At 63.1% G+C, this 26,510-nt stretch carries 23 protein-coding genes and 2 tRNA genes; 21 read left to right on the forward strand and 4 right to left on the reverse strand.

Features of this window, described 5'->3' with window-relative positions; genetic code table 11:
* Window positions 1-100: 100 nt before the first annotated feature.
* The 14 genes from nuoF (at window position 101) to JI743_RS01520 (ending at window position 14,779) form a co-directional block, all read left to right on the forward strand.
* The gene (gene nuoF, locus JI743_RS01455; RefSeq protein ID WP_201925218.1) at window positions 101-1,393 is read left to right on the forward strand and encodes an NADH-quinone oxidoreductase subunit NuoF; all 1,293 of its coding nucleotides are present in this window, start codon (window positions 101-103) and stop codon (window positions 1,391-1,393) included.
* On the forward strand, window positions 1,390-1,668 hold the full coding sequence (locus tag JI743_RS01460; RefSeq protein ID WP_201925220.1) for a hypothetical protein: 279 nt from the start codon (window positions 1,390-1,392) through the stop codon (window positions 1,666-1,668). Before nuoF ends, JI743_RS01460 begins: the two co-directional genes overlap by 4 nt.
* Window positions 1,668-3,680, forward strand: coding sequence for an NADH-quinone oxidoreductase subunit NuoG (gene nuoG / locus JI743_RS01465; protein ID WP_201925222.1), 2,013 nt, complete (start codon window positions 1,668-1,670; stop codon window positions 3,678-3,680). Before JI743_RS01460 ends, nuoG begins: the two co-directional genes overlap by 1 nt.
* Before the next feature lie 91 nt (window positions 3,681-3,771).
* The gene (nuoH, locus tag JI743_RS01470; RefSeq protein ID WP_201925224.1) at window positions 3,772-4,815 is read left to right on the forward strand and encodes an NADH-quinone oxidoreductase subunit NuoH; all 1,044 of its coding nucleotides are present in this window, start codon (window positions 3,772-3,774) and stop codon (window positions 4,813-4,815) included.
* Window positions 4,812-5,300, forward strand: a complete 489-nt coding sequence (gene nuoI / locus JI743_RS01475) for an NADH-quinone oxidoreductase subunit NuoI (RefSeq protein ID WP_201925226.1) — start codon at window positions 4,812-4,814, stop codon at window positions 5,298-5,300. The genes nuoH and nuoI overlap by 4 nt, the downstream gene beginning before the upstream one ends.
* A 12-nt stretch (window positions 5,301-5,312) precedes the next feature.
* Window positions 5,313-5,924 carry an NADH-quinone oxidoreductase subunit J gene (locus tag JI743_RS01480; protein WP_201925228.1) on the forward strand — a complete coding sequence of 204 codons (612 nt, stop codon included), beginning with the start codon at window positions 5,313-5,315 and terminating at the stop codon, window positions 5,922-5,924.
* Window positions 5,925-6,039: 115 nt separating this feature from the next.
* Window positions 6,040-6,345, forward strand: a complete 306-nt coding sequence (gene nuoK / locus JI743_RS01485; protein WP_053554267.1) for an NADH-quinone oxidoreductase subunit NuoK — start codon at window positions 6,040-6,042, stop codon at window positions 6,343-6,345.
* 4 nt (window positions 6,346-6,349) lie between these two features.
* Complete coding sequence (nuoL, locus tag JI743_RS01490; RefSeq protein ID WP_201925230.1) at window positions 6,350-8,401, forward strand: NADH-quinone oxidoreductase subunit L; 2,052 nt, start codon at window positions 6,350-6,352, stop codon at window positions 8,399-8,401.
* Between the two features lie 8 nt (window positions 8,402-8,409).
* A complete protein-coding gene (locus tag JI743_RS01495) occupies window positions 8,410-9,945 on the forward strand; it encodes an NADH-quinone oxidoreductase subunit M (protein ID WP_330901885.1) in 1,536 nt (511 codons plus the stop codon).
* The gene (gene nuoN / locus JI743_RS01500; protein ID WP_201925232.1) at window positions 9,942-11,372 is read left to right on the forward strand and encodes an NADH-quinone oxidoreductase subunit NuoN; all 1,431 of its coding nucleotides are present in this window, start codon (window positions 9,942-9,944) and stop codon (window positions 11,370-11,372) included. Before JI743_RS01495 ends, nuoN begins: the two co-directional genes overlap by 4 nt.
* Window positions 11,294-12,097, forward strand: a complete 804-nt coding sequence (locus tag JI743_RS01505) for a biotin--[acetyl-CoA-carboxylase] ligase (protein ID WP_201925235.1) — start codon at window positions 11,294-11,296, stop codon at window positions 12,095-12,097. Before nuoN ends, JI743_RS01505 begins: the two co-directional genes overlap by 79 nt.
* Window position 12,098: 1 nt before the next feature.
* Entirely contained in the window at window positions 12,099-12,884 is a 786-nt protein-coding gene (locus JI743_RS01510) for a type III pantothenate kinase (RefSeq protein ID WP_201925237.1), read from the forward strand.
* Window positions 12,881-14,515 (forward strand): ribonuclease J, encoded by a 1,635-nt coding sequence (locus JI743_RS01515; RefSeq protein WP_201925239.1) that lies wholly within the window; start codon window positions 12,881-12,883, stop codon window positions 14,513-14,515. Before JI743_RS01510 ends, JI743_RS01515 begins: the two co-directional genes overlap by 4 nt.
* Before the next feature lie 3 nt (window positions 14,516-14,518).
* Complete coding sequence (locus tag JI743_RS01520) at window positions 14,519-14,779, forward strand: DUF1467 family protein (RefSeq protein WP_201925241.1); 261 nt, start codon at window positions 14,519-14,521, stop codon at window positions 14,777-14,779.
* On the opposite strand, the gene JI743_RS01525 is transcribed toward JI743_RS01520, so the two are convergent.
* Complete coding sequence (locus JI743_RS01525; RefSeq protein ID WP_201925244.1) at window positions 14,780-17,170, reverse strand: coiled-coil domain-containing protein; 2,391 nt, start codon at window positions 17,168-17,170, stop codon at window positions 14,780-14,782. It lies immediately after the preceding gene.
* A gap of 131 nt (window positions 17,171-17,301) precedes the next feature.
* Between JI743_RS01525 and JI743_RS01530 the strand changes: the two genes are divergently transcribed.
* Both JI743_RS01530 and JI743_RS01535 read left to right on the forward strand, forming a co-directional pair.
* On the forward strand, window positions 17,302-17,535 hold the full coding sequence (locus tag JI743_RS01530; RefSeq protein WP_314817348.1) for an Hpt domain-containing protein: 234 nt from the start codon (window positions 17,302-17,304) through the stop codon (window positions 17,533-17,535).
* A gap of 179 nt (window positions 17,536-17,714) precedes the next feature.
* Complete coding sequence (locus JI743_RS01535) at window positions 17,715-19,004, forward strand: tetratricopeptide repeat protein (RefSeq protein ID WP_201925247.1); 1,290 nt, start codon at window positions 17,715-17,717, stop codon at window positions 19,002-19,004.
* 74 nt (window positions 19,005-19,078) lie between these two features.
* On the opposite strand, the gene JI743_RS01540 is transcribed toward JI743_RS01535, so the two are convergent.
* Window positions 19,079-19,552: an Lrp/AsnC family transcriptional regulator gene (locus JI743_RS01540; RefSeq protein WP_201925249.1), complete on the reverse strand. Its 474-nt coding sequence runs from the start codon at window positions 19,550-19,552 to the stop codon at window positions 19,079-19,081.
* A 198-nt stretch (window positions 19,553-19,750) separates the two neighbouring features.
* Between JI743_RS01540 and JI743_RS01545 the strand changes: the two genes are divergently transcribed.
* The 4 genes from JI743_RS01545 to JI743_RS01560 all read left to right on the forward strand — a co-directional run bounded on the left by JI743_RS01545 (window position 19,751) and on the right by JI743_RS01560 (window position 22,714).
* Entirely contained in the window at window positions 19,751-21,379 is a 1,629-nt protein-coding gene (locus tag JI743_RS01545; protein ID WP_236659658.1) for a histidine kinase dimerization/phospho-acceptor domain-containing protein, read from the forward strand.
* 2 nt (window positions 21,380-21,381) lie between these two features.
* A complete protein-coding gene (locus tag JI743_RS01550) occupies window positions 21,382-22,410 on the forward strand; it encodes a polysaccharide deacetylase family protein (protein WP_201925253.1) in 1,029 nt (342 codons plus the stop codon).
* 56 nt (window positions 22,411-22,466) lie between these two features.
* Window positions 22,467-22,542, forward strand: a tRNA-Ile gene (locus tag JI743_RS01555).
* 95 nt (window positions 22,543-22,637) lie between these two features.
* A tRNA-Pro gene (locus tag JI743_RS01560) sits at window positions 22,638-22,714 on the forward strand.
* A gap of 144 nt (window positions 22,715-22,858) precedes the next feature.
* Here JI743_RS01560 and JI743_RS01565 read toward each other — a convergent pair.
* Complete coding sequence (locus JI743_RS01565) at window positions 22,859-23,110, reverse strand: hypothetical protein (protein ID WP_201925256.1); 252 nt, start codon at window positions 23,108-23,110, stop codon at window positions 22,859-22,861.
* A gap of 147 nt (window positions 23,111-23,257) precedes the next feature.
* A complete protein-coding gene (locus tag JI743_RS01570; protein WP_201925258.1) occupies window positions 23,258-24,670 on the reverse strand; it encodes a M28 family peptidase in 1,413 nt (470 codons plus the stop codon).
* Window positions 24,671-24,806: 136 nt separating this feature from the next.
* Here JI743_RS01570 and ettA point away from each other — a divergent pair, with 136 nt between their 5' ends.
* Window positions 24,807-26,486, forward strand: a complete 1,680-nt coding sequence (ettA, locus tag JI743_RS01575) for an energy-dependent translational throttle protein EttA (protein WP_201925260.1) — start codon at window positions 24,807-24,809, stop codon at window positions 26,484-26,486.
* The last annotated feature ends 24 nt before the right edge of the window (window positions 26,487-26,510 follow it).

Consider the following 26,510-nt stretch of genomic DNA (forward strand, 5'->3'; position numbering starts at 1 on the left):
TTCTAACCCTTCGTCATGCCGGACTTGATCCGGCATCCATGACCACGACCGTTGCCTGGACCCCGGATCACGTCCGGGGTGACGATGTAGGGGAAGGCGCATGAGCCTCGCCGACAAGGATCGCATCTTCACCAACGTCTATGGGTTCCAGCCATGGAATCTGAAGGCTGCGCAGGCGCGCGGCGATTGGGACGACACCAAGGACCTGATGAAGCGCGGCCAGGACGCGATCATCGAGGAGATCAAGGCGTCGGGCCTGCGCGGCCGCGGCGGCGCGGGTTTTCCGACAGGGCTCAAGTGGAGCTTCATGCCGAAGGAGCCGCGCGCCGACCGCCCGAGCTTCCTCGTCATCAACGCCGACGAATCCGAGCCCGGAAGCTGCAAAGACCGCGAGATCATCCGCCACGATCCGCACAAGCTGATCGAAGGTGCTTTGATCGCGGGTTTCGCGATGCGCGCCCGCGCCGCATACATCTATATCCGCGGCGAGTTCATCCGCGAGGCGGAGACATTGTTCGCGGCGGTGCAGGAGGCGTATGACGCCGGGCTGCTCGGCAAGAATGCGGCGAAGTCGGGGTATGATTTCGACGTCTTCGTCCACCGCGGCGCCGGCGCTTACATCTGCGGCGAAGAAACCGCGATGATCGAGAGCCTCGAGGGCAAAAAGGGCCAGCCGCGGCTGAAACCGCCGTTCCCGGCGGGCGCGGGACTCTATGGCTGCCCGACCACGGTGAACAATGTCGAAAGCATTGCGGTCGTCCCGACGATTTTGCGGCGCAGCGCGGCGTGGTTCGCGAGCTTCGGGCGCGAGAATAACAAGGGCACCAAGCTCTTCCAGATTTCGGGCCATGTGAACAAGCCGTGCGTCGTCGAAGAGGAAATGAGCATTCCCTTCCGCGAGCTGATCGACAAGCATTGCGGCGGCATTCGCGGCGGCTGGGACAATCTGCTCGCTGTCATCCCCGGCGGATCGTCGGTCCCGCTGGTTCCCGCAGCTGAGATCATGGACTGCCCGATGGACTTCGACGGGCTGAAGGCCGTCGGATCGGGCCTCGGCACCGCGGCCGCGATCGTGATGGACAAGTCGACGGACGTCGTTCAGGCGATCAGCCGCATCAGCTATTTCTACAAGCATGAAAGCTGCGGCCAGTGCACGCCGTGCCGCGAGGGCACTGGCTGGATGTGGCGCGTGATGGAGCGGCTGCGCACCGGCGACGCCGCCATCGAGGAAATCGACACGTTGTTCGACGTGACGAAGCAGGTCGAAGGCCACACCATCTGCGCGCTCGGCGACGCCGCGGCGTGGCCGATCCAGGGCCTGATCAAGCATTTCCGCCCTGAAATCGAACGCCGCATCCGCGAGAATGGCGGCGCGCTGGAGGCGGCGGAATGATTAAGGCAATTGAAAAAGATCACGTTTGCGTCACTCGCGACGGGAAACGTATTCCGGTCCGCCTCGCAGCCTACAAGAAGAAAGGCGCGTACAAGGTCTCCAAAGGGCCAAACGTCGTCTCGGCCGAAATCTCCTGCGCCACTTTAGATGAAGTCATGCAGTACGTCGGCAAGGGTTACATGGTCCGTATGCAAAGCGAGATTATGGACCTTGACGGAAAGCGGAGGCGCATCAACGGCCTCTATAGCCACGACAAAATTGAGGCGATCCGCTAATGCCTAAAGTTACCGTAGATGGCGTAGAACTCGACGTTCCGCAGGGCGCGACCGTGCTGCAGGCGTGCGAGATGGCGGGGAAGGAAATTCCGCGCTTTTGCTATCATGAACGCCTCAGCATCGCCGGCAATTGCCGCATGTGCCTCGTCGAAGTGTCGCCCGGACCGCCGAAGCCGCAGGCGTCATGTGCGCTGCCGACCGCCGAGGGGCAGGTGATCAAGACCGACAGCCCGATGGTGAAGAAGGCGCGCGAAGGGGTGATGGAGTTCCTGCTCATCAACCACCCGCTCGACTGCCCGATCTGCGATCAGGGCGGCGAGTGCGATTTGCAGGACCAGAGCATCGCCTATGGCCGCGGCGCGACGCGTTATGAAGAAAACAAGCGCGCGGTCACCGAGAAATATATGGGGCCGATCGTCAAGACGGTGATGACGCGCTGCATCCAGTGCACGCGGTGCGTCCGTTTTGCCGAGGAAGTCGCGGGGGTCGAGGATATCGGCGCGATCGGACGCGGCGAGAATATGCAGATCACCACCTACCTCGAACATGCGATCCAGAGCGAACTCAGCGGCAATGTCGTCGACCTCTGCCCGGTCGGCGCGCTGACCAGCAAGCCCTATGCGTTCGAGGCGCGGCCGTGGGAGCTGACGAAGACGCTCGGTATCGACATGATGGACGCGGTTGGCACCAATGTCCGCATCGACAGCCGCGGGCGGCAGGTGCTGCGGGTGCTGCCGCGCATCAACGACGATGTGAACGAGGAATGGGCGAGCGACAAGACGCGCCACCACGTCGACGGGCTGGTGCGCCGCCGTCTCGACCGCCCTTATGTGCGCAAAGGCGGCAAGCTGGTCGAGGCGACCTGGACCGAAGCGTTCGATGCGATCAAGGCGGTGAAGGCCGGATCGTCGGTCGCGGCGATCGCCGGCGACCTCGTCGATTGCGAGACGATGTTTGCCGCCAAGGCGCTGGTGAACGCACTCGGCGGCAATCTGCTCGAAGGGCGTCAGACGGGGCTCGATTATGACGTCAGCAGCCTGTCGGCGGTCAATTTCAACACGACGATTGCCGAGGCCGAAAACGCCGACGTGATCCTGCTTGTCGGTACGAATTTGCGTTGGGAAGCGCCGCTGATCAACACGCGTATCCGCAAGGCAGTGTACAAGAAGGGCGCGAAGGTCTTTGCCATCGGCGGCGAATGCGATCTGACTTATCGCGCTGAATGGCTCGGCAATGACGCGGCGCTCGTCGCGAAGTTGCCGGCGCATGTGACCGAGGCGCTGAAGGGCGCCGAGCGGCCGATGCTGGTGTTCGGCGGCGGCGCGCTGTCGGTGCCGGGCGTCCACGGCGCGGGCCTCGCGCTTGCCAAGGCGGTGAATGCGGTCAAGGACGGCTGGAACGGCTTCAACGTCGTCCACTTCTCGGCCGCGCGGATGGGATCGTTGATGCTCGGCTACGGCCTGGCCGGCGGGATCAAGGATGTGATCGCGGCCAAACCCAAGCTTGCCTTCTTCCTTGGCGCCGACGAGGTCGATTTTGCGGCCTTTGACAAGACGTTCAAAGTCTATGTCGGCCATCATGGCGACAAGGGCGCGCACGCCGCCGATGTCATCCTGCCCGCTGCGGCATGGACTGAAAAGGATTTCACCACGGTCAGCACCGAGGGCCGCGTCCAGCGCAGCGAGAAAGCGGTGTTCGCGCCGGGCGACGCGCGCGAGGACTGGAGCATTTTCCGCGCGCTTGCCGATACATTCGGCGTCAGCGTCGGGTTCGACAGCTTCGACGAATGCCGCGCGGCGATGATCGCGGCGGTGCCCGCGCTCGGCGTCGAGGGCCTTGCCGACTATGGTTGGACGGTGCCCAAGCTGCCCGCGAAGCCCGAGGCACGCGCGATCCCGTCGCCGATCAAGGATTTCTACCTCACCAACGCCATCTGCCGCGCGTCGCCGACGATGCAACGCTGCTCGGAAGAGATTTTGCACGGTGCGGATTTTGCGGAGGCGGCGGAATGAGCCGCGCATTCAATAGCTTCGTCACCCCGGACTTGATCCGGGGTCCATGGATGCCGGATCAAGTCCGGCATGACGACAAGGGGTGGGTGCTGTGACCGAAACCTTCATCTCGTGGGGCATGGACCCCAACTGGGCGTGGGGCGTCGCGACCGTCGCGGGCATCTTGCTCATCGCGCTGCCGCTGATGCTCGCCGTGGCGATGATTATCTATGCCGACCGCAAGATCTGGGCGGCAATCGCCCTGCGCCGCGGGCCGAACGTCGTCGGTCCCTTCGGTCTGCTGCAGAGTTTCGCCGACGGGCTCAAGGTATTCCTGCAGGAAACGATCATTCCGTCGGGCGCCAACCGCGGGCTGTTCCTGATCGCACCGATCATCACTTTCACCGTCGCGCTCCTCGCGTGGGCGGTGATCCCGTTCAATTCGGGCGCGGTGCTCGCCGACATCAATGTCGGGCTGCTCTACATCCTCGCGATCTCGTCGCTCGGCGTCTATGGTGTGATCCTGTCGGGCTGGGCGTCGAACTCGAAATATCCTTTCTTTTCCGCACTGCGCGCCTCGGCGCAGATGATCAGCTATGAAGTGTCGATCGGCTTCATCCTGATTGGCGTCGTGCTCTATGCCGACAGCTTCAACCTGAACGAGATCATCAAGGCGCAGCAGGGCCACGGGCTCGGCATCGTCAACGCCTTCGGTTTCAACCTGCTGATGTTCCCGCTCGCGGTGATGTTCCTCATCTCGGCGCTCGCCGAAACCGCGCGCGCGCCGTTCGACCTGACCGAGGCCGAGAGCGAACTCGTCGCGGGCTATCAGACCGAATATTCGTCGATGAGCTTCGCGCTCTTCTGGCTCGGCGAATATGCCAATGTGCTGTTGATGGCGACGCTCAACGCCATCCTGTTCTGGGGCGGCTGGCTGCCGCCGATCGACTGGGCACCGCTCTACTCCGTTCCGGGCATCGTCTGGCTGTTCGCGAAGATCCTGTTCTTCTTCTTCGTCTTCAGCTGGGTCAAGGCGACCGTTCCGCGCTACCGTTATGACCAGCTGATGCGGCTGGGCTGGAAAATCTTCCTGCCGATTTCGCTGATCTGGGTGTTCCTGATTTCCGGCTGGCTGATGCTGACGAGGTATTCATGAGTTACGTAGGTCATCTCGTTAAAAGCTTCACCTTGTGGGAGTTTGTGAAGGCGCACGCGCTCACGCTCAAATATTTCTTCAAGCCGAAGGCGACGATCAACTATCCGTTCGAGAAGAACCCGCTGAGCCCGCGGTTCCGCGGCGAACATGCGCTGCGTCGCTATCCGAACGGCGAGGAACGCTGCATTGCGTGCAAGCTGTGCGAGGCGGTGTGCCCTGCGCAGGCGATCACGATCGAGGCCGAGCCGCGCGACGATGGTTCGCGCCGTACCACGCGTTACGACATCGACATGACCAAGTGCATCTATTGCGGCTTCTGCCAGGAAGCGTGCCCGGTCGATGCGATCGTCGAGGGGCCGAACTTCGAATTCGCGACCGAAACGCGCGAAGAGCTGCTCTATGACAAGGCCAAGCTGCTCGCAAATGGCGACAAATGGGAACGCGCGATCGCGGCGAATCTTGCCGCCGACGCGCCCTATCGGTAAGGGCGCGCGCACATGATCCAGCTTATCGCCTTCTATCTCTTCGCAACCATCGTCATTGCGTCCGCCGCAATGGTGATTTTCGCGCGCAACCCCGTCCACAGCGTGATGTGGCTGATCCTCGCCTTCTTCAACGCGGCGGGGCTGATGCTGCTCGCGGGCGCCGAGTTCATCGCGATGCTGCTCGTCATCGTCTATGTCGGTGCGGTCGCGGTGTTGTTCCTGTTCGTCGTGATGATGCTCGACATCGATTTCGCCGAACTGCGCGCGGGTTTTGTCCGCTATCTTCCGCTCGGGACGCTTGTCGCCATCATCCTCGCGGCCGAGCTGGTCTTCGCGGTCGGCGCGTGGAGCGCGGGCGGGGTCGACCTTGCCGCGCGGACTGCGCCGGTCGTGTCCGACACCAGCAATATCCAGCAGATCGGCGAATTGCTCTACACGCGCTACATCTTCCTGTTCGAGGCGGCGGGTATCGTCCTGCTCGTCGCGATGATCGGCGCTATCGTGCTGACGCATCGCCAGCGCGGCGGGGTGCGCGCACAGAATGTCGCGCAGCAGGTGCGCCGTCGTCCCGAGGACGCAACGCGCCTCGTCGATCCGGGCACCGGGCAGGGGGTTGAACTGTGATTTCGTCGCATATCCCTAACCCGTTTGCATCGAGCGCAGTCGAGATGCCCATCGTTCGTGCGCGCCTTCACGGTGTCTCGACTTCGCTCGACACGAACGGAAATGGAGTTCAGGCATGATTTCGGTCGGCCACTATCTCGCCGTTTCGGCGGTGCTGTTCACGCTCGGCGTGCTCGGCATCTTCATCAACCGCAAGAATATCATCGTCATCTTGATGGCGATCGAGCTGATCCTGCTCGCGGTGAACATCAACCTCGTCGCATTCAGCGCCGCGCTCGGCGATCTCGTCGGGCAGGTGTTCGCGATGTTCGTGCTGACCGTCGCCGCGGGCGAGGCGGCGATCGGGCTCGCAATCCTTGTTATCTATTTCCGCGGCCGCGGCACCATTGCCGTCGACGATGCCAACCGGATGAAGGGGTAAGCCGGTGATCCAGGCGATCGTATTCCTGCCGCTGCTCGCGGCACTCGTCGCAGGGCTCGGCCAGCGCGCCATTGGTCCGTTCGCGTCAAAGCTGATTACCACGGGTGCGCTGTTCGCAAGCTGCGCGCTCAGCTGGCCGATCTTCCTCTCCTTTGTCATGGGCACGGGCGAGGCGAGCGTCGTGCCGGTCATGCAATGGGTGTCGTCGGGCGCGCTCCAGTTCGACTGGGAGCTGCGCGTCGATGCGCTGACCGCGGTGATGCTCGTCGTGATCACGACGGTGTCGGCGCTCGTCCACCTCTATAGCTGGGGCTATATGGAGGAAGACCCGGACCAGCCGCGCTTCTTCGCCTATCTCTCGCTCTTCACCTTCGCGATGCTGATGCTCGTGACCGCGAACAACCTTGTCCAGATGTTCTTCGGCTGGGAAGGCGTGGGCCTTGCCTCCTATTTGCTCATCGGTTTCTGGTACAAGAAACCGAGCGCAAACGCCGCGGCGATCAAGGCGTTCGTCGTCAACCGTGTCGGCGACCTTGGCTTCATGCTCGGCATTTTCGGCACCTTCCTGGTGTTCGGCACCGTGTCGATCCCCGCGATCCTCGACGCCGCACCCGGCATGGCGGGCAGCAGCATCACCTTCCTCGGCATGCGGCTCGACACGATGACGATCCTCTGCCTGCTGCTGTTCATTGGCGCGATGGGCAAGTCGGCGCAGCTTGGCCTCCACACCTGGCTTCCCGACGCGATGGAGGGCCCGACCCCGGTGTCGGCGCTGATCCACGCCGCGACGATGGTCACCGCGGGCGTCTTCATGGTGTGCCGCCTGTCGCCGATGTTCGAAACGAGCGAAGTCGCACTCGGCGTCGTGACGTTCGTGGGCGCTGCGACCTGCCTGTTCGCCGCGACCGTCGGCACGACGCAGTGGGACATCAAGCGCGTCATCGCCTATTCGACCTGTTCGCAGCTCGGCTACATGTTCTTTGCCGCGGGCGTCGGCGCCTATGGCGCGGCGATGTTCCACCTGTTCACCCACGCCTTCTTCAAGGCGCTTCTGTTCCTCGGCGCCGGGTCGGTCATCCATGCGATGCACCACGAGCAGGACATGCGCTATTATGGCGCGCTGCGGAAACATATCCCGCTCACCTATTGGGCGATGATGATGGGGACGCTGGCGATCACCGGCGTTGGCATCGCGGGTGTCGCGGGCTTCGCCGGTTTCCATTCGAAGGACGGCATCCTCGAGGCGGCCTTTGCCGCGGGCGGCGGCGGCGTGATCGCCTTCTGGGTCGGCATTTTCGCCGCGCTGCTCACGAGCTTCTATTCATGGCGCCTCGTTTTCCTGACCTTCCACGGCCAGCCGCGCTGGGCCGCGAGCGAACATATTCAGCACGCGGTGCACGGCGATCATCACGACCATCCGGCGGACGAACATGCCGGGCACGATGTGATGCATGCGCATGCCGCCGACGCGCACGAAGGCACGGCGGGTTATCACCCCCACGAGAGCCCGTGGACGATGCTCATTCCGCTCGGCCTGCTCTCGGTCGGCGCGGTGTTTGCCGGTTATGCGTTCAAATATCAGTTCATCTATCCCGAGCAGGGACTGGCCTTTTGGGAGGGCAGCATGCTCGCCTATGACGCCGAGCTGATGCATCTCGCGCACGAGGTTCCGACCTGGGTCAAATGGACACCGTTCGCGGTGATGGCGCTCGGCCTCTTCCTCGCGTGGAACAGCTATATCCGCAACACGACGCTTCCCGCGAAGTTCGTGGCGCAGTTCAAGCTGCTGCATGCCTTCCTGTTCAACAAATGGTATTTCGACGAGCTCTATAACGTCCTGTTCGTAAGGCCCGCCTTTGCGATCGGCCGCTTCTTCTGGAAGCGCGGGGACGAAGGCACCATCGACCGCTTCGGTCCCGATGGCGTTGCGGCGCTCGTCCAAGGGGGGACCCGGCTCGCGGTCCGGCTGCAATCGGGTTATGTTTATGGATATGCGTTTGTGATGCTGCTTGGGCTTGTCGGCCTCGCCAGCTGGGCCATGGTGAATTTCCTGTGAGCGGCGGCGTGGGTATCCTTTCGCTGATGCTGGCGATTCCGGCGGTCGCCGCCGTCGCCTGCCTGTTCGCGGGCGACCGCAATGCGCGGCTGATCGCGCTCGCGGCGACGCTCGCCGATTTCGCGCTCGGCTGTGTGCTGTGGGCGCAGTTCGACATCGGCGGCGCGCAGTGGCAGTTCGTCGAGCGCGCCGACCTGTTCGGCCGCTTCCAATGGGCGCTCGGTATCGACGGCATGGCACTGATGCTCATCATGCTCAGTGTCTTCCTGATGCCGCTGTGCATCCTCGCCAGCTGGGATGCGATCAAGAGCCGCGTCGGCCTTTACATGGCAATGTTCCTGATCATGGAGGTCGTCATGATCGGCGTCTTCATGGCGCAGGACCTGCTGCTCTTTTACATCTTCTTCGAGGCCGGCCTCATTCCGATGTATTTCATCATCGGCATATGGGGCGGCGCGAACCGCAAATATGCGGCGTTCAAATTCTTCCTCTACACGCTGCTCGGATCGGTGTTGATGCTGATCGCGATGATCGCGATGATCGCGGAGGCCGGGACGACCGACATTCCGACGCTGCTCAATTACGACTTCCCGGTCGAGATGCAGACGTGGCTGTGGCTGGCCTTCTTCGCCAGCCTTGCGGTCAAGATGCCGATGTGGCCGGTCCACACGTGGCTTCCCGATGCGCACGTCCAGGCGCCGACCGCGGGTTCGATGATCCTGGCGGGCGTTCTGCTCAAACTCGGCGCCTATGGCTTCATTCGTTTCATGATGCCGATGTTTCCCGATGCGTCGGCGCAGTTGATGTGGATCGTCTTTGCGCTGTCGATGATCGCGGTCGTCTACACCAGCCTCGTCGCGCTCGCGCAGAACGATATGAAGAAGCTGATCGCTTACTCGTCGGTCGCACATATGGCGATCGTCACCGCCGGCCTCTTTGCCTTCAACCAGCAGGGTATCGAGGGCGCGCTGATCATCATGCTCAGCCACGGTGTCGTGTCGGCGGCGCTCTTCTTCTGCGTCGGCGTCATCTACGACCGGCTCCACACGCGCGAGATCGATCGTTACGGCGGGCTCGCGGTCAATATGCCCGCCTATGCGCTCTTCTTCATGCTGTTCACCATGGCGTCGATCGGCCTTCCGGGGACGAGCGGGTTCGTCGGCGAATTCCTGAGCCTCGCGGGCATTTACGAAGCGTCGAGCTGGGTCGCCTTCGTCTGCACGACCGGCATCATCCTCGGTGCCGCTTATATGCTTTATCTCTATCGCCGTGTCGTATTCGGCGAACTCACCAAGGACGATGTGAAGGCCATGCCCGATCTCAATCCGCGCGAATGGGCGATCATGGCGCCGCTCGCCGCAGCGGTGCTGTGGATGGGCGTTTATCCCGAAAGTTTCCTTGCACCGATGCGCGGCGACGTGACCACGGTGGTCGCGCGCCTTGCCCCGGCCAAGCCCGCGGGCGATGCGCAGCTTGCTGCGGGAAAACCCAAGCCGGCAGGTGACGCCCATGGCAGCGCGCATCATGCGGGAGGCGTGCAATGAGCGCCGATCTCGCCCTCATCTGGCCCGAGCTGATCCTGACGATCGGCGGGCTGATCACGCTGCTCCTCGGCACGTTCGCGGGCGACCGGCAGGTCGGCCTTTACCAGCTTGCGGCAATGCTCACGCTCGGTGCCGCCGCGTTTGCGGTCGTCGCACTGTTCGGCGTCGAGGCGTCGGTCTTTTCGGGTACGCTCGCAGTCGACGGCTTCGGCGGCTTCGCCAAGCTGCTCATCTATGCCGCGAGCTTTGTCTGCATCCTGATCGCGCCGCGCTTTTTTACCGGCGGGATGCGCGCCGAATATCCGGTGCTGATCCTCTTCGCCGCGCTCGGCATGGGAATCATGGCATCGGCGCGCGATTTGATGACGCTCTATATCGGGCTCGAACTCAACAGCCTTGCCGCCTATGTGCTCGCCAGCTTCATGCGCACCGACGAACGGTCAAGCGAGGCTGGCCTTAAATATTTCGTGCTCGGCGCGCTCGCGTCGGGGATGCTGCTCTATGGCATTTCGCTGATCTACGGCTTTTCAGGTACAACCGATTTCGCTGCGATTGCGCTGCGCATGGGCGGCGAGATGAATATCGGGCTCGTCTTCGGCATCGTCTTCATGCTCGCGGGCCTCGGCTTCAAGATCAGCGCGGTGCCGTTCCATATGTGGACGCCCGACGTCTACGAAGGCGCACCGACGCCGGTCACGACCTTCTTCGCGAGCGCGCCGAAGGTCGCGGCGATGGCGCTGATGACGCGCGTCGTTGTCGACGCGATGGGGCCGGCCATCGGCGCGTGGCAGCAGATCGTCATTTTCCTCGCGCTTGCGTCGATCATCCTCGGCGCAGTGGGTGCGATCGGGCAGAAGAATATCAAGCGGCTGCTTGCCTATTCGTCGATCAACAATGTCGGCTTCATCCTCATCGGCCTTGCCGCGGGGACGCAGGCGGGGGTCGAGGCGGTGCTGACCTATTTGCTCGTTTATGTGGTGACGACGATCGGCTCCTTCCTCGTCGTGCTCCAGCTGCGCGACGCCGCAGGCAACCAGGTCGAGAGCATTCCGGCACTCGCCGGCCTGTCTCAGCGCCGTCCGGGGCTCGCGGCCGCGCTGTCGGTCTTCCTGCTCAGCCTCGCGGGCATCCCACCGCTCTTTGGCTTCTGGCCGAAATATCTGGTGTTCGAGGCCGCGGTAAATGCGAACCTCGTTCCGCTAGCGGTTGCGGGCATCGTCGCCTCGGTAATCGGCGCTTTCTATTATATCGCGGTCATCAAGACGATGTATTTCGACGATGCGTCGGATGTCGAGGTCACAGGCGGCGGAAGCGCGGTCGAGGGTGCGATCGTCACCGCCAGCGCGCTGTGGCTCTCGGTCGTCGGCTATCTCTTCATTCCGGTGCTCGCCGTCGCATCTGCGAGCGCCGCAGCGGTGCTGTTCTGATCCCGCCGATCGAGCGGACCCAGCAGACGGGTTCGACCAACGCCGACCTGCTCGCGCGGCTGGCCGGTGGCGAGCATGTCGGCGAAGGGCATTGGCTCGTCGCAGACCGCCAGACGGCGGGTCGCGGGCGTCTCGGCCGTGCGTGGAACGACGGGCAGGGCAATTTCATGGGCTCGACCGTCGTCCATCTGAAGAGCGGCGATCCATCTCCCGCAACGCTCTCGCTCGTCGCGGGCGTCGCGCTTGCCAAGGCAGTGGCGGCGCTGGCGCCGGGGCTCGGCGCTATGCTCAAATGGCCGAACGACATGTTCGTCGACGGCGCGAAATGCGCCGGCATATTGATGGAGCGCGCTGGCGACAGCATCGTGATCGGCATCGGCGTAAATCTGGTCGCCGCGCCCGAGCTTCCTGACCGACCCACGGCGGCGTTGGCGGACCGGGGCGCAGTGGTCGACCGCGACCGTTTCGCGGAGGCGCTGGCGGTCGCGATGACCGATGCACTCTGGACATGGCGTCACGAAGGCATTGGCGGCATTATCGCCGCATGGCTGCCGCAGGCGCACCCGGTCGGGACGCCGCTCCATGTGTCGGAGCAGGGGGTCGACGGCACGTTCGACGGACTTGCGCTCGACGGTGCGCTTCGCTTGCGCCGCCGCGACGGGACGGCCATGCTGATCCATGCAGGCGACGTCGAACTGCGACGCGCGCCCGAGGAGGGGAAGTAACGTGCTGCTTGCGATCGACGTCGGCAACACCAACGCCAAATTCGCGCTGTTCCGCGGGAGCGATCTGCTCGCGCGCTGGCGAATTGCGACCGACGACCGGCGCACCGCCGACGAATATATGGTGTGGCTTGACCAACTGATGCGGATCGAGGGCCACGCGCGCGGCGATGTCGATGCGGTGATTATCTCGACGGTGGTGCCGCGCGCACTGCACAATCTGCAGTTGCTCGCGCACAAATATTTCGGGGTCGAGGCGCTTGTCGCAGGGCGCGGCCCGGTCGGCTGGGGGATCGCGCTCAAGGTCGACGAACCGCAAGCCGTCGGCGCCGACCGCGCGGTCAATGCGATCTCGGCGCAGGCGGTTGAACCGGGCAAGGACAAGCTCGTCATCAGTTTCGGCACCGCGACGACTTTCGACCATATCGGCCCCGACGGCGCCTATCTCGGCGGCATCATCGCGCCGGGGGTCAATCTCTCGTTGGAGGCGCTGGTCGCCGCCGCCGCCAAACTCCCGCGCATCGCAATCGAGGCACCCGCGAACCCCAGCGTTATCGGCCGCACGACCGAAAGCCAGATGCTGATCGGCGTCTATTGGGGCTATGTCGCGATGATTGAAGGACTCATCGCGCGGATGAAAGTCGAAGTGCGCAAACCTATGACCGTCATCGCGACTGGCGGCCTCGCCACCTTGTTTCAGGAACAGGCGCATCTGTTCGACCGGATCGAACCCGACCTGACGCTGAACGGCCTCATGCACCTATACGCAAAACAGAACGGACAGAAATGACATCTCCTGGCAAGGAACTGCTATTCCTCGCGCTCGGCGGGTCCGGCGAGATTGGGATGAACGCCAATCTTTATGGCTGCGACGGCAAATGGATCATGCTCGACCTCGGCGTGACCTTTGGCAGCCAGGATTATCCGGGCATCGACATCGTGATGCCCGACCTGGAGTTCATCGAGGACCGCAAGGCGGATTTGCTCGGTATCGTGCTCACACACGGGCATGAGGACCATATCGGCGCCTTGCCGTATCTCGCCGCTGACCTCGGCGTGCCACTTTATGCCAACCGTTTCACGGCGGGGCTGATCGCGCACAAGCTCGCCGAAGAAGGGATGGAGAAGGAGATCGAGATCCGAACGGTCGACATCGACGCAGAATTCCAGCTCGGCCCGTTCGATATTCGCATGGTTCCGCTCGCCCACTCGATCCTCGAGATGAGCGCGGTGGTGATCGACACGCCCTATGGCCGCGTTTTTCACACCGGCGACTGGAAGCTCGACGAGGAACCGATTCTGGGCGCCCCTGCAACGGCGGCAACACTGACGGCGATCGGCGACGAGGGCGTCGATTTCCTCGTCTGCGATTCGACCAACGCCTTCAACCCCGAAGCGTCGGGAAGCGAGGGCGGGGTGCGCGATGGGCTGATCGAGGCGGTTGGGGCGGCAAAGGGCAGGGTGGTCGTCACCACCTTTGCTTCCAACGCCGCACGGCTGCACACGCTGGGCGAAGTGGCACGTGCGACGGGGCGTCAGCTCTGTGTCGCGGGGCGCTCGCTCGACCGCATCATCGGTGTGGCGCGCTCGGTCGGTTATCTCATAGATTTTCCGCCGACGGTCGATTTCGACGAGGCGATGCGCCTGCCGCGCGACAAGGTGATGGTGATCGCAACGGGCGGACAGGGCGAACCGCGCGCAGCACTTGCGCGCATGGCGAGCGACAATCATCAGATCAAGCTCGAGGCCGGCGATACGGTCGTCTTTTCGTCCAAGCAGATTCCGGGCAACGAGGTTGCGATCGGCCGCATCATGAACCAGCTGGCGTCGAAGGACGTGCTGACCGTGACCGAAAAGCAGGCCCATATCCATGTCAGCGGCCACCCCGGCCAACCCGAACTCGCCGCGCTCTACGGCTGGTTGCGGCCAAAGCTGGTCGTCCCCGTGCATGGCGAAATACGCCACATGCACGAACAGGCGCGTTTCGCGCTCGAAAAGGGCGTGGCGGGCGCGCTGGTGCAGGAGAATGGCGACCTTTGCCGGTTGGCGCCGGGACCAGCGCAAATCGTCGAGCGCGTGCGGTCGGGGCGCCTCATCCTCGACGGCGACGTTATCCTCCCTGCCGATGGCGAAACGATGGGCGAACGCCGCAAGCTCGCACTGAACGGCCAGATGTCGGTTGCCGTCGTGCTGTCCGGCGGACGTTTTGTTGATAGCGCGATCCAATATCGCGGCGTGCCGGTCGAGGACGATCGCGACACGTTTATCGAGGAGTTGAACGAGGCTGCCGAGCAAGCCGCGACCGGCCCAGCGCGCGACCGCGATGCGTTGAAGGAGGCGATCCGTCTCGGCGTGCGTCGCGTCGCAACCGACTGGACCGGCAAAAAGCCGATCGTCGACGTACTGATCGTGGATATCTGACCGATGAAATGGACCTCGGCGCTCGCCATCTATCTGCTGTTCTGGGCGTTCAGCGCCTTTTTCGTGCTCCCGTTTCACGGGCGCAAGGCCGCCGACAACGACGTCCCGCTGGTAAAGGGTCAGGAGCCGGGAGCGCCGGCGAATATTCGCCCCGGTCGCATCCTGGTGCAAATGACCATCGTCGCGACGGTCGCTTTCCTGCTATATTATCTGGCTTATGTGAACGGATGGGCGGACCCGAACCGGCTCAGCGGACGGAACTGATCAGCCCCGCAGCCGGTCAATCGCCTGCGCCAGAGCGACGTAGAGCTTCCCGATGTCCGACGACAACAGGGTCACGCTGATAGCCGATCCGTCGCGGGCGCCGATCAGCATGCGGAGCATCGCTTCGAAATCGTGGACGAACTGGTTCACCGCCGCGTGGAAGCCGTCATCGTTCTGATAGGTGCGCAGGATTTCCTTCGCCTCGCCCGCTTCGATGAGCTTGACCGCTCGCCGCGCGAACACGCCGCGATCACCCTTGAGATAAGCGTCCCACGCTGCATCGCTGACTTCGCTCGACAGGATTTTCGTGATGTCGATCGCCGTCGATTTCAGCGCTTCGGTGAGCAAACCCGCTTGTTTGGCAAGCGTGTCGTGATCGGTTGCGGCGAGCGCCTGATCGGCTTCACGCGCGCGCTGTTCGACGCTTGCACTCGTATCGAGAATGGTCTGGAGCTGCTGCGTCAGGCGGTTCGCGGCGTCATCTGCTGCGTCGACCGCGCGGCGCGACGCTTCCTCGATGGCGCCGAGCTGATCCATGACCTGCGTCTTGAACGAAGCGTCGATGGCATCGGTCGCCGAAGCTTGCAGCCTGTCCTGAGCTTCGGAGAGCAGCTTCTCGATTGTTCTGCGTGCATCGTTCGCAGCGGATTCGGCAGTCGTGCGAACCTGCTCCAGCGTCGCAATCATCTGGGCGCCGCCTTCGTTTGCAAAGGCGTCGGCGCCGCTCTGCAATTTTTCCAGGGCCGCCTCGGCATCGGCAAGCGCAGATGCCATGCTGCTTGCAAGCTTTTCCTGTTTTTCCGCCTGCCCGGTCATTTGCGATTCCGTGGCTGCTAGCGCCGATTTGACGGCATTGACGTGTGACAGCGTCGACTGCGCCACCATTTCCGATTCCTCGAGCATCGGCTTCATCTGCGCGAGCGTCGATTGGGTCGTGCGCCCGTGCCCTGCCATGCGGTCGAGCGCGCGCGGAAGCGATTCGTCGAGTTCGCGCGTCACAGCATCGAGCGCAAGCAGCAGCGATTCGGCGTGCGTTATCAACTCGTGCGCCGACGCATTGCCACCCTGGACCTGCTCCATAAATGCCGCGAGCTGCCCCTTGGTGTCGTCGATGGAGCGACCAATAACACCGGTGCTCGCCATCACACTGGCGTTCAACTTCTCAAGATCCTCTTCGACCCGACCAGCATGTTCGGCCATGCGTTGCGCCAGCGCCTCGCCGGCGTCGCCATGCGCGGTAATCTGAGCGCCAATTGCCTCGCCCGCTTCGCGCGCGGTTTCCAAGCGCTCGCCGAGGTGGTCGGACGCCGACTGCACACCCTCGCGGAGCTGTTGCAGGATGTCGGCGATCTGCGTCTCCATCGACGCGGCTGTCGTCGCGACATAGTCGCGGGCGGCGGCCGACGATTCGTTCAACCGTGCGACCGCGGCCTCGTGCGCGGAGGTCATATCCTTCGAAGCGGCGGTCAGGCTGGCGCATGTATCCAGCGACTCGCTCTTCAGGGTCGCGATCGTCTCGCGCAAGGCTGTCGCCGAGCTTTCGCTCGTCTGTGCTGAATGACCCGCGGCTTCGGAGAGCGCGGCAAGTTGCGCCTCGAGCGCCGCACCCTGCTGATGCGCGGCGAGTCCCGCCTCGCGGAAGTTTGTCGCGAGCCGCTGCACCACCGAGTCGATCTTCGGAAGGCCAGCAAGCAGGCCGTCCATCCGCTGCGTCGCCATATCCCCCGCGCTCGACAGTTGGTCATAGGCGTTCGCAATGACCGAGGCGTTGGTAACGAGCTTGTCGCCGCTTTCGTTCATCCGGGCAATCGTTCCGGCACCAAGTTCTTCGACGCTGCGCGCCTGTTCGGCCAGTTGGGCGCGGGCTTCGGCAAGATTGCGACCGAGCGCCGCCATCGACGAGTTGAGCGCGACATTTTCCGCCCGAAGCTGCGCTGCGACACGTGCAAAACGCGCCTGCTCGGACTTGCCCGATCGCAGGATAGCCATCCAGAGAAGAAGCACGAGTGCAAGCGGCATGGCGATTGTCGCAACGAGAGGCGGCCATTCGCCGAGCGTCGGCGCACGCGCGAAACCTTCGGTCGCCACATAGACGGCAAAGCCCGTCCACGCTGCGGCAGCAAGCAGCAATAGCGCGGGAATGATTCGTGCGATTCCGCCGGGGGTATCGTTCTCGACGTCCTCCCCGTCGGTCGTTTCGAGCGCAGTCATATCGAGCCAGTCGCGTTCGGCGCCGTCCTCGGCGACGGGTTCGGGGAGCGTTTCGGGCATAGGGCTTCCGGCTGCAGGCAGGGCTTCGGCCGTGGCCGCTTGCTCGACCGCGTCACCGCTGGTTTCCGACTTTGTCGCGGTTTCCCGCCACAATCCGACGATCTTCTTTTCCCCCGTCATCCTGCCATATTAGCATCAAATGGCTCTCATGAAACGGAAACTTAACTCGGGACGGTCAATACTGCGGAATGTCGTTCGATAGTGGCCCACTCGATCGTTATCTGAGCGCCGCGGTGGGCGATGACCCCGCAATGTCGCGCGACCTGCGCGTCGCCTTTATCGAAAGTGCACGCGAGCTCGCCGACCTGATGCGAAGGGCGCGGTGCGATGCCAACTGGCTTGTCGCCGCCGAACGCCTGAAAAGCCTGTCGGCCACCTTTGGTATCATTCCCCTGATCCAACTAGCCGAAGAGGCGATGTCCGGCGTACCGGGCGACCCCGTAGTGTTGCGGGAGATCAATGCCTTGGTCGAGTCGATCGACTGACCCACCCTGCCGGTCGCGCGCGTTCGCGCGGGTTCAATCGCCGTTCAGCCGCCGCCCTCTAAAGCAAAACCAACGCCCATTGACTTGCCTTCGCAACGCTTGGGGTTTAGCCGCGTTGACGAAGCGCTGCCGGGCCCCCGTGCGACCGGGCGGGCTGCAGATTCAGAGGAGAGATTTCAATGTTCAACCGATTCCGCTCGATGCCCGCAACGGCTATGGTCGCCGTGCTCGGCTGCGCGCTGATGACGACCGCGACGCCGGCCGCTGCCCGTGAAAAACCGAAGAAAGAAGAAGCCGGGAAGGGCACGACTATTGCGGTCAGCAAGGGATTCGCCCCGGCCGCCAAGAAAATGGGCACGGCCGTCGGAGACAAGGATGCCGCAGCACTGCAAGCGGCAATTGGTGAAGGCGAAACGTCGGCTTCGACGAACGAGGATCGCTATTGGCTCGCCTTCTACAAACTTCAGTTGGGCATTTTGAACAAGGACCAGGCGCTCCAGGCGCAGGGCCTGGACACGATGCTCGATTCCGGTCTGACGCCGGCCGAGCAGGCGGGGATCTACAACTTCTTTTCGGGCCGTTTTGCCTATAGCGCAAAGGATTACGCCAAGGCGATCCAGCGTCTGGAGGCTGCAAAGGCTGCGGGCTCGACGGAAAGCGGCCTGAACGTCATTTTGATGGACAGCTATCTCAACGCCGGACAAGTCGATCAGGGCTGGACGATAGCCAAGGCCGAAATCGAGGCGCATCGCGCGGCGGGACATGTTCCGCCGGAAGATCTGTATGTGCGACCGGCGCAGGCATTTCAGAAGGCCAACCGCACCGAAGATTTGCTCGATGCGCTGACGATGCGCGTTCAGGACCATCCGAACCCGGCGATATGGCGCAACACGCTCTACATTCTGCTGCAACAGGCGGGCGGAAACAAGGACATGAACCTCGACATCCTCCGTCTGATGCGCGCGGCGGGCGCAATGACCGAGCGCCCCGAGTATAGCGAATATGCGTCGCTGGCGACCGAAGCCGGCTTCCCGGGCGAGGTCGTTGCCGTGGTGCGTTCCGGACAGTCGGCGGGCGTGATTCCGCGGAACGACCAGTTCTTTGGAAATATCCTGGAATCGCAGGGGCCACGCGCGCAATCCGATGCTGCGGCGCTCGCCGCTGACGCGACGAAACCGGCAACGCTCGCCAATCCCAAAACGGCGCGTGCCACGGCCGACGCGCTGGTGGGGAACGGTGACTATGCAAAGGCGATCCCGCTTTACGAAGCTGCCCTGAACGCGGGCGCCGATCCGCTGACGCAGTATCGCCTTGGCGTCGCTCAGGCTCTCGCGGGACGGAGCGATGCGGCGGTTGCCACGCTGAGCAAAGTGCAGGGCAATCGCGCCCGGTTGGCGCAACTGTGGTCGATCCATGCCAAGACCAAGGCAGCCACTTCGGTCGCAGCCGCGCCCGCGACGGGCAGCTGATTGGCGCAGAAGGCAAGAAAAACGGCGCCGTCCCGGAACAGGGGCGGCGCCGTTTTCGCTAGTTCGCCACGGCGTTAACCTTCTACGGGAATTCCCGCCAGCTGCTTTGCGGTCCGGATGGTTAGCGATGTCTTGACGCTTGTAACGTTCGGAGCCGAGGTGAGCTGGGCGGTCAGGAATGACTGGAAGCTCTGCAAATCGCGCGCGACGACCTTGAGCAAAAAGTCGATTTCGCCGTTCAGCATGTAACATTCGCGGACCTCGGGCAGCTGCCCGACATAATCTTCGAACGCCTTCAGGTCGGATTCGGCCTGACTGCGCAGGCTGACCATCGCAAAGACGGTGATTCCATAGCCGAGTTTCGCTGCGTCGAGGTCGGCGTGGTACGACCGAATGACACCCGATTCTTCCAGCGCGCGGACGCGTCGCAGGCAGGGTGGGGCCGTCAAACCGACCATTTGTGCCAGTTCGACATTGGTCATTCGGCCATTTTTCTGCAGTTCGCTCAATATCTGCAGGTCGATCTGATCAAATTTCTGGCTTGCCATCATTGAAACATCCGCTTTCCAAATCTGCGGTGACCATAATAATATTTCAGCTGATTGCAATTGTCCCACAATGTGACGTGACAAGTTAAGGCACTTTCATGACAGCGGGATTCACGCTAGCCGGTAATCGACTGCTAACCAATATGACGGGTTTGGAGCCGACCTCTCGTGACTGCTGACTCGATGATTGCAACGATCTTGCGCCAGACGCCTGAGGACGAGCGCGCCGGGATCGCGGCGTGGCGGCAACTCACCGATATTCTGGCACAGCGCGGCAATCAACTGTCGGACCAAGATATTCATCGCAGCCTTCGCGCGCTTGCCGTGCTGCGGGCAAAGGTGCCCGAACGGGTGCGGCGCGATTGTGCGGAAGCGGTGGCGCAGCGGGGCCGCTTTGCGCCGCTCGTTGCTTTCTACGCCAACGACGTCCCGGCCGTTTCGGCAACGATGCTCCGTCATGCGAAGCTGGCGGAGGCCGACTGGCTGGCATTACTTCCTTCGACAGGGCCGATGGCCCGGTCGGTATTGGCCGGGCGCAAGGACCTTCCGGAAGGCGTGCGCCGTGCGCTCGTCGCGCTCGGGGCCGCTTCGGTGGCGTTGCCGCAACCGGTGGCTGCACCGGAGGTCGTTCCGGTGTTGGCCGGTGCGGCGGCGCCAGCGCCCGATACTGGCCATAGCCAGATCAGCGAACTGGTACGGCGGATCGACAAGTTTCAGGCATCGCGAGCCCAGCCCAGCGCGGCACAGGATTTGCGTTCGGCCTTTGTTTTCGAGACCGGCCCCGATGGCATCATTTGCTGGGTCGATGGCATCACGCGCGGCGCGGCGATCGGCCTGTCGATTGCGGAGGCCGCTTATGGCGGCGAGCCGGGCGTCGATGGGGTCGCAGCGGGCGCCTTTCGGCAGCGTGCGGAGATGGTGAACGCCCGCATGATTCTCGAAGGGATGCCTGCCGATTCAGGCGAATGGCGTTTTTCGGCTCTGCCCTGGTTCGATCCGGCCACCGGGCAATTTTGCGGATACCGCGGCAATGCGCGGCGCCCCTATCGCAACGAGACGCCTTATGGACGCGGTGCCGCCGACGAGGCGGGCGATTCGATCCGCCAGCTGATCCACGAGCTGCGCAGCCCGCTCAACGCCATTTCAGGATTTGCGCAGATTATCGCAGGGCAGATGTTCGGACCGGTCAACCAGTCCTATCGAGCAATGGCCGAATCGATCATAAGCGATGCGGCGGCAGTCCAGGCCATCATCGACGATTTGCAGACCGCGGCACAGTCCGGCGGTCCTGGCGACAATACAACGCCCGGCGAGATCGTCGACATCGATGCGCTGCTCCGTCACGTCGAAGCCGATCTGGAACCCCTGTTGTCCGATAGCCGCGTCGATCTCAACGTCTCGCGGGTCGGCGGTCCATTCCGTGTCCGTGCTGACGATGCCGGCGCGCGCCGCATGATCGGGCGCCTGTTGACCGCGCTCGTCGATGTGTCGCAAGCGGGATCGATGGTAGTCGGTCAGCTCGTTTGCGAGCCGCTTCCGGACGATATGCTGCAATTGCGCGTCGTGCGGCCTTCGACGATCCGTTTCGCAACGGCATCCGATCTTCTCGATCCGGGTTTCAGCCCCGAAGGGGAGGCGCCGGGCGCCGCTATCCTAAGCCTCGGATTCTCGCTGCGGCTTGTCGACAGTCTCGCGCGTGGGGTCGGAGGACGGCTCGATATCGAGCATAACGCCTTGACCTTGTTTCTGCCCTCGGCCAACGCAGAAGGCGAAGCGGGACTGGATCTCCAGCGCGGCGAAGAGAGCCGGGTGCCGGAAAAGGGGTAGGCGTGCAGCAAGCCGGCGATCTGAGCGCAATTCCGCCCGCTACCGACCTCATCCGTCTGCAAGCGGACGAGAAGCCGCTATTCTGGGTCACCATCGACACCGAAGAGGATTTCGACTGGGCCGCGCCGTTCTCGCGGACCGGTTTCCGTCTGGATTCGGTGCCCGCACTTGCGGAATGTCAGCGCTTCTTCGGGGCAGCGGGTGTCAGGCCGATCTATCTTGTCGATTGGCCCATCGTGCAGGACCAGCGGGCGGTCGATATTCTGGGGCCGGCGCAGCAGACCGGCGCTTGCGACATCGGGGCGCAATTGCACCCTTGGGTCAATCCGCCGCACGACGAAGAGGTCAATGCGCATAACAGCTATACGGGAAATCTGCCGTTGGCGCTCCAACGTGCCAAGCTGACGGCACTCCGCGATGCGATTGCCGGTCGCTTTTCGGTGGCGCCCACCGTGTACCGCGCCGGACGTTATGGCCTCGGCGCGCAGACTGCCCGATTGCTTGCCGAACTGGGCTTTCGGTGCGACACGTCCGTCCGGTCGGGCTTCGATTATCGCAGCGGCCACGGGCCGGACTATCGCCAGGCGCCGCTGCAGCCCTGGTGGACCGTGACCGATGCCGGGCCGATCCTCGAAGTGCCCGTCACGACGCTGTTCAGCGGATTGCTCGGGGACAAGGGAGCACGATTCTATCACCGTCTGGAGCGCAGCAGATTCACTGTGGGCGCAGCGTTATTGGCGCGGCTCGGGCTGGTCGAACGCATCGCGCTGACGCCCGAGGGCATTCCCGCCGAACGCGCATGCCGCGCGATCGATATCGCGATCGATCATGCGCTGCCGGTGCTCAATTTCTCTTTTCATTCGCCCTCGCTGCAACCGGGCAACACCCCCTATGTCCGCAGCGCGGCCGATCTCACGCTTTTCTATCGTTGGTGGGACGTGGTGCTCGACCATCTGGCGCGGCGCGGCGTCGCAGCGACAAGCGCGGCCGCAATAATTGCAAGCGCTTCCGAAAAGGCACGGGCGCTATGACTGTTGCCGCTTGCCAACGCGCGGCGCGCTCCGCTATCGCCGACGCATCCCCTCGGGGGCCTGTAGCTCAATGGTTAGAGCTGGCCGCTCATAACGGCTAGGTTGCGGGTTCGAGTCCTGCCGGGCCCACCAACTTTCTGTCGTGCGTTTGGGGCCATGCAAAATGAACTGGGCATGGGATTCGCGGGATAGACTTGCGCCGCAGCCCCGTCTAAGGCCCGCGCAGTCGGGGAGTAGCGCAGCCTGGTAGCGCATCTGCTTTGGGAGCAGAGGGTCGCAGGTTCGAATCCTGTCTCCCCGACCATTTCCTAAATCAACGTCGTTGCAGTCACTCCCGGAAACTCGCGACGGCAGCCTATCTGGCACGATCATTTGTCGACAAAAAAGGCGGCCTTCCCGAAGGAAGACCGCCTCTTTGCGTTCGGTCATTGCCCCGAAGGGCTGTGACTTACTTGGCTTCTTCGGCCGGAGCGGCTTCAGCAGCGGCAGCGTCGGCAGCCGGAGCTTCTGCAGCAGCGTCAGCAGCAGCTTCGGCGCCAGCAGCGGCGGCGTCAGCAGCTTCGGCGGTCGCTTCCGCACCTTCTTCAGCCATGGCGTCAGCGGCCGGGGCTTCGGTGGTGGCTTCTTCAGCAGCCTTTTCACCGCAAGCGGCGAGGGCGAACATGCTGGCAGCAACGGCGATAGCAGCGAATTTCTTCATGATGTGTGGGCTCCCTAAAATGCCTTTTCGCGTTCGGGAAAGTTTCCCTAAGCGCGAGCGGCGGGATTTAGCTGTTCCGCATGAATCGTCAACAAAAATAATTGAGTTGTGCGGCAGCCGCGGAAATCTGTCACTTCGCGGAAACAATCATGGCAACTCGTTATCGCTGCTGTTGGCAAGAATCGCCAAAGTTGCCGTCCACACCAACACATTTTGCCGCAACTGGATCGGGTCGACCTTGTCGAGCGTGTCGTCGGGCGTGTGGTGCAGGTCGAAATAACGTGTGCCGTCCTGGCGTAGATCGATCGCCGGAACGCCGGCCTGCACCAGCGCGCCGATGTCGGCTCCGCCACTAGCGGGGCTGCTCCCCCGCGTTACACCATAGGGAGCGACGGCAAGCGCAATCCGATCGGCGAGCGACTTCGCGCTTTCGGGCAGTTTGAAATCGACGCGCCAGACGCGGTCGGCGCCAAAGTCGGATTCGAGCGCAACGGCGTGCTTCTGATTTCCGTGTGCGGCGAAATAGGCGCGGCCGCCGTGAACGCCGACCTCTTCGGCGCCGGCCCAGAGGATCCGGATAGTACGGCGCGGCTGACCTGCCGTCATGACATGTTTCGCGGCGGCCGTGACGATGCCGCAGCCGGCGGCATCGTCGATCGCTCCCGTGCCGAGATCCCAGCTGTCGAGATGACAGGCGACGACGACGGGACTTGCTGCCGGATCGCTGCCCGGAACGTCGGCAATGACATTGCCTGACTGCTGCTGGCCCAGATTGCGCGGGGTGAGCAGCAATTTCATGCGAAGCGGCGCGGGCGTATAACCGAGCGGCGTCTCCTTGGTGCGGATACTCTGCGCGCGCCGCCACTGCCGGACGAGCTGGTCGGCGTCGGGGTTCGATATGGCCGCGGCAGGAATTGGCGCCACGCCGGCTTCGAAATTGGTGTTGCCCGTGTGCGGATTGCGGTGGCTGTCAGTGCCGATCGACCGGATGATCACGGCGATGGCGCCGCGCTTTGCCGCCGCATTGGGGCCGGTGAAGCGCGCGCGGCCATATTGGCCATAGCCGCTACCGTCTTGCGCTGGTGCCATCTGGTGGTCGATGAAGACGATCTTGCCCTTGATATAATGGTCGGGTGCGGCGAGGAAATCGTCGTAGCTCGCGAAATAGGCCACATCGCCCACAAGACCCTTGGCGCCCGTCGAGCCGCTGTTGCCGAGCGCCGTGACCGCGAGCGGTTGGGTATGGAAAGGGCCAATCAGCGAAGCCTCTTCCTCACCGCGAACCCAAGTCGGCATGGCGAAGGGTTCGTCGCGAACATTCTGGAACCCCATCGCCTTCAACCGCTCGACCGCCCATTTTCGTGCGGCAGCCTCGGCCTCGGTGCCTGCCATGCGCGGGCCGATTTCGGTCGTCAGATCTTCGGTGATTTTCCACGCGATGTCGTCGTTCTGCGCCCTGTCGACCGCACTGGGCGGCGGCGGGATCGATGCAGCGGCGGCGGTGGCAAGACAAAGGGCGGCGAAGCCCGCGATGCGGGGGAGGAGGTGTGCAGATTTCATAGCCGTCACCTAAGTGACTGCCGCGCCCAATCGCAAGCGTCGATTGCCATTCGACGGTCCATTCGCTAACCGGCGCGCGAAACATTTCTCTCCCGGACCGCTGCGCTGCGGTCCCAGCCAATATCCGGAGCATTCAATGGCCGCCCAATATAGTTTTGTGATGAAGGGTCTGACCAAGACCTATCCCGGTGCGCAAAAGCCGACGCTCAACAACCTCAGCCTGCAATTCTATCCCGACGCCAAGATCGGCATCGTCGGCCCGAACGGCACCGGCAAGTCGACGCTGATGAAGATCATGGGCGGCATTGACAAGGATTTCACCGGCGAGGCCTGGCCTGGCGATGGGATCACCGTCGGCTATCTGGCGCAGGAGCCGCAGCTCGACCCGACCAAGACGGTCAAGGAAAATGTCATGGACGGCGTGCGCCCCGTCGCCGACATGATGGACCGTTTTAACGAGATCAGCGCGCTGATGGCCGATCCGCCCGAAGACGCCGATTTCGATGCGCTGATGACCGAAATGGGCGAGCTGCAAGAGAAGATCGACGCGGTCGACGGCTGGACGCTCGACAACCAGCTCGAGATCGCAATGGAGGCGCTGCGCTGCCCGCCGGGCGACTGGAGCGTTGAGAATCTGTCGGGCGGCGAGAAGCGCCGCATCGCGCTCACCCGCCTGCTGCTCGAGAAACCGTCGATCCTGCTGCTCGACGAACCGACCAACCACTTGGACGCCGAAAGCGTCGCGTGGCTCGAAAAGCATCTGGTCGATTATCCGGGCAACGTCATCCTCGTCACCCACGATCGCTATTTCCTCGACAATGTCGTGAACTGGATCCTCGAACTCGATCGCGGCCGCTATTTTGTCTATGAGGGCAATTATTCGACCTACCTTGAAAAGAAGGGCAAGCGCCTCGAACAGGAAGCGCGCGAGGATCAGGGCCGCCAGAAGGCGATCCGCGACGAACTCGAATGGATACGGCAGTCGCCCAAGGCACGGCAGGCCAAGTCGAAGGCGCGCATCAAATCGTTCGACCAGCTTGTCGAGGCGCAGGAAAACCGCGCGCCGGGCAAGGCACAGATCGTTATCCAGGTTCCCGAACGCCTTGGTGGCAAGGTGATCGAGGTCGACAATATTTCCAAGGCCTATGGCGACAAGCTGTTGTTCGAAGACCTGTCCTTCACGTTGCCGCCGGGCGGCATCGTCGGCGTCATCGGCCCGAACGGCGCGGGCAAGTCGACGCTGTTCCGCCTGATTACCGGGCAGGAGACCCCCGACAGCGGCAGCATCAGCATCGGCGATACGGTGCGCCTCGGCTATGTCGACCAGAGCCGCGACGCGCTCGATCCCAACAAGAATGTATGGGAAGAGATTTCGGGCGGCCACGACATGATGAACATCGGCAAGCACGAGATGCAGACGCGCGCCTATGTCGGCGCCTTCAATTTCAAGGGCACCGACCAGCAGAAAAAGGTCGGCCAGCTGTCGGGTGGTGAACGCAACCGCGTCCACATGGCCAAGATGCTGAAGGCCGGCGGCAACGTGCTGCTGCTCGACGAACCGACCAACGACCTCGACACCGAAACGCTCGCGGCGCTCGAAGAGGCGCTGGAAAATTTTGCGGGCTGCGCCGTGGTCATCAGCCACGACCGCTTCTTCCTCGACCGCCTCGCGACGCACATTCTGGCGTTCGAGGGCGACAGCCACGTCGAATGGTTCGAGGGCAATTTCGAAGCCTATGAGGAGGACAAGATCCGCCGCCTCGGCGAAGGCGCGACGCGTCCGCACGCGACGACTTACAAGAAATTGTCGCGCTAACCGATATGGCGGGGGAGGCGGCTC

This window comes from Sphingopyxis jiangsuensis, assembly GCF_016734905.1.
GTDB lineage: Bacteria > Pseudomonadota > Alphaproteobacteria > Sphingomonadales > Sphingomonadaceae > Sphingopyxis > Sphingopyxis jiangsuensis.

What these genes read in the sequence shown, in the direction of transcription:
- nuoF (WP_201925218.1), top strand. Translation starts at nt 101, where the DNA reads ATGAGCCTCGCCGACAAGGATCGCATCTTCACCAACGTCTATGGGTTC.
- JI743_RS01460 (WP_201925220.1), top strand. Translation starts at nt 1,390, where the DNA reads ATGATTAAGGCAATTGAAAAAGATCACGTTTGCGTCACTCGCGACGGG.
- nuoG (WP_201925222.1), top strand. Translation starts at nt 1,668, where the DNA reads ATGCCTAAAGTTACCGTAGATGGCGTAGAACTCGACGTTCCGCAGGGC.
- nuoI (WP_201925226.1), top strand. Translation starts at nt 4,812, where the DNA reads ATGAGTTACGTAGGTCATCTCGTTAAAAGCTTCACCTTGTGGGAGTTT.
- JI743_RS01480 (WP_201925228.1), top strand. Translation starts at nt 5,313, where the DNA reads ATGATCCAGCTTATCGCCTTCTATCTCTTCGCAACCATCGTCATTGCG.
- nuoK (WP_053554267.1), top strand. Translation starts at nt 6,040, where the DNA reads ATGATTTCGGTCGGCCACTATCTCGCCGTTTCGGCGGTGCTGTTCACG.
- nuoN (WP_201925232.1), top strand. Translation starts at nt 9,942, where the DNA reads ATGAGCGCCGATCTCGCCCTCATCTGGCCCGAGCTGATCCTGACGATC.
- JI743_RS01515 (WP_201925239.1), top strand. Translation starts at nt 12,881, where the DNA reads ATGACATCTCCTGGCAAGGAACTGCTATTCCTCGCGCTCGGCGGGTCC.
- JI743_RS01520 (WP_201925241.1), top strand. Translation starts at nt 14,519, where the DNA reads ATGAAATGGACCTCGGCGCTCGCCATCTATCTGCTGTTCTGGGCGTTC.
- JI743_RS01525 (WP_201925244.1), bottom strand. Translation starts at nt 17,170, where the DNA reads ATGACGGGGGAAAAGAAGATCGTCGGATTGTGGCGGGAAACCGCGACA.
- JI743_RS01530 (WP_314817348.1), top strand. Translation starts at nt 17,302, where the DNA reads ATGTCGCGCGACCTGCGCGTCGCCTTTATCGAAAGTGCACGCGAGCTC.
- JI743_RS01535 (WP_201925247.1), top strand. Translation starts at nt 17,715, where the DNA reads ATGTTCAACCGATTCCGCTCGATGCCCGCAACGGCTATGGTCGCCGTG.
- JI743_RS01540 (WP_201925249.1), bottom strand. Translation starts at nt 19,552, where the DNA reads ATGGCAAGCCAGAAATTTGATCAGATCGACCTGCAGATATTGAGCGAA.
- JI743_RS01565 (WP_201925256.1), bottom strand. Translation starts at nt 23,110, where the DNA reads ATGAAGAAATTCGCTGCTATCGCCGTTGCTGCCAGCATGTTCGCCCTC.
- JI743_RS01570 (WP_201925258.1), bottom strand. Translation starts at nt 24,670, where the DNA reads ATGAAATCTGCACACCTCCTCCCCCGCATCGCGGGCTTCGCCGCCCTT.
- ettA (WP_201925260.1), top strand. Translation starts at nt 24,807, where the DNA reads ATGGCCGCCCAATATAGTTTTGTGATGAAGGGTCTGACCAAGACCTAT.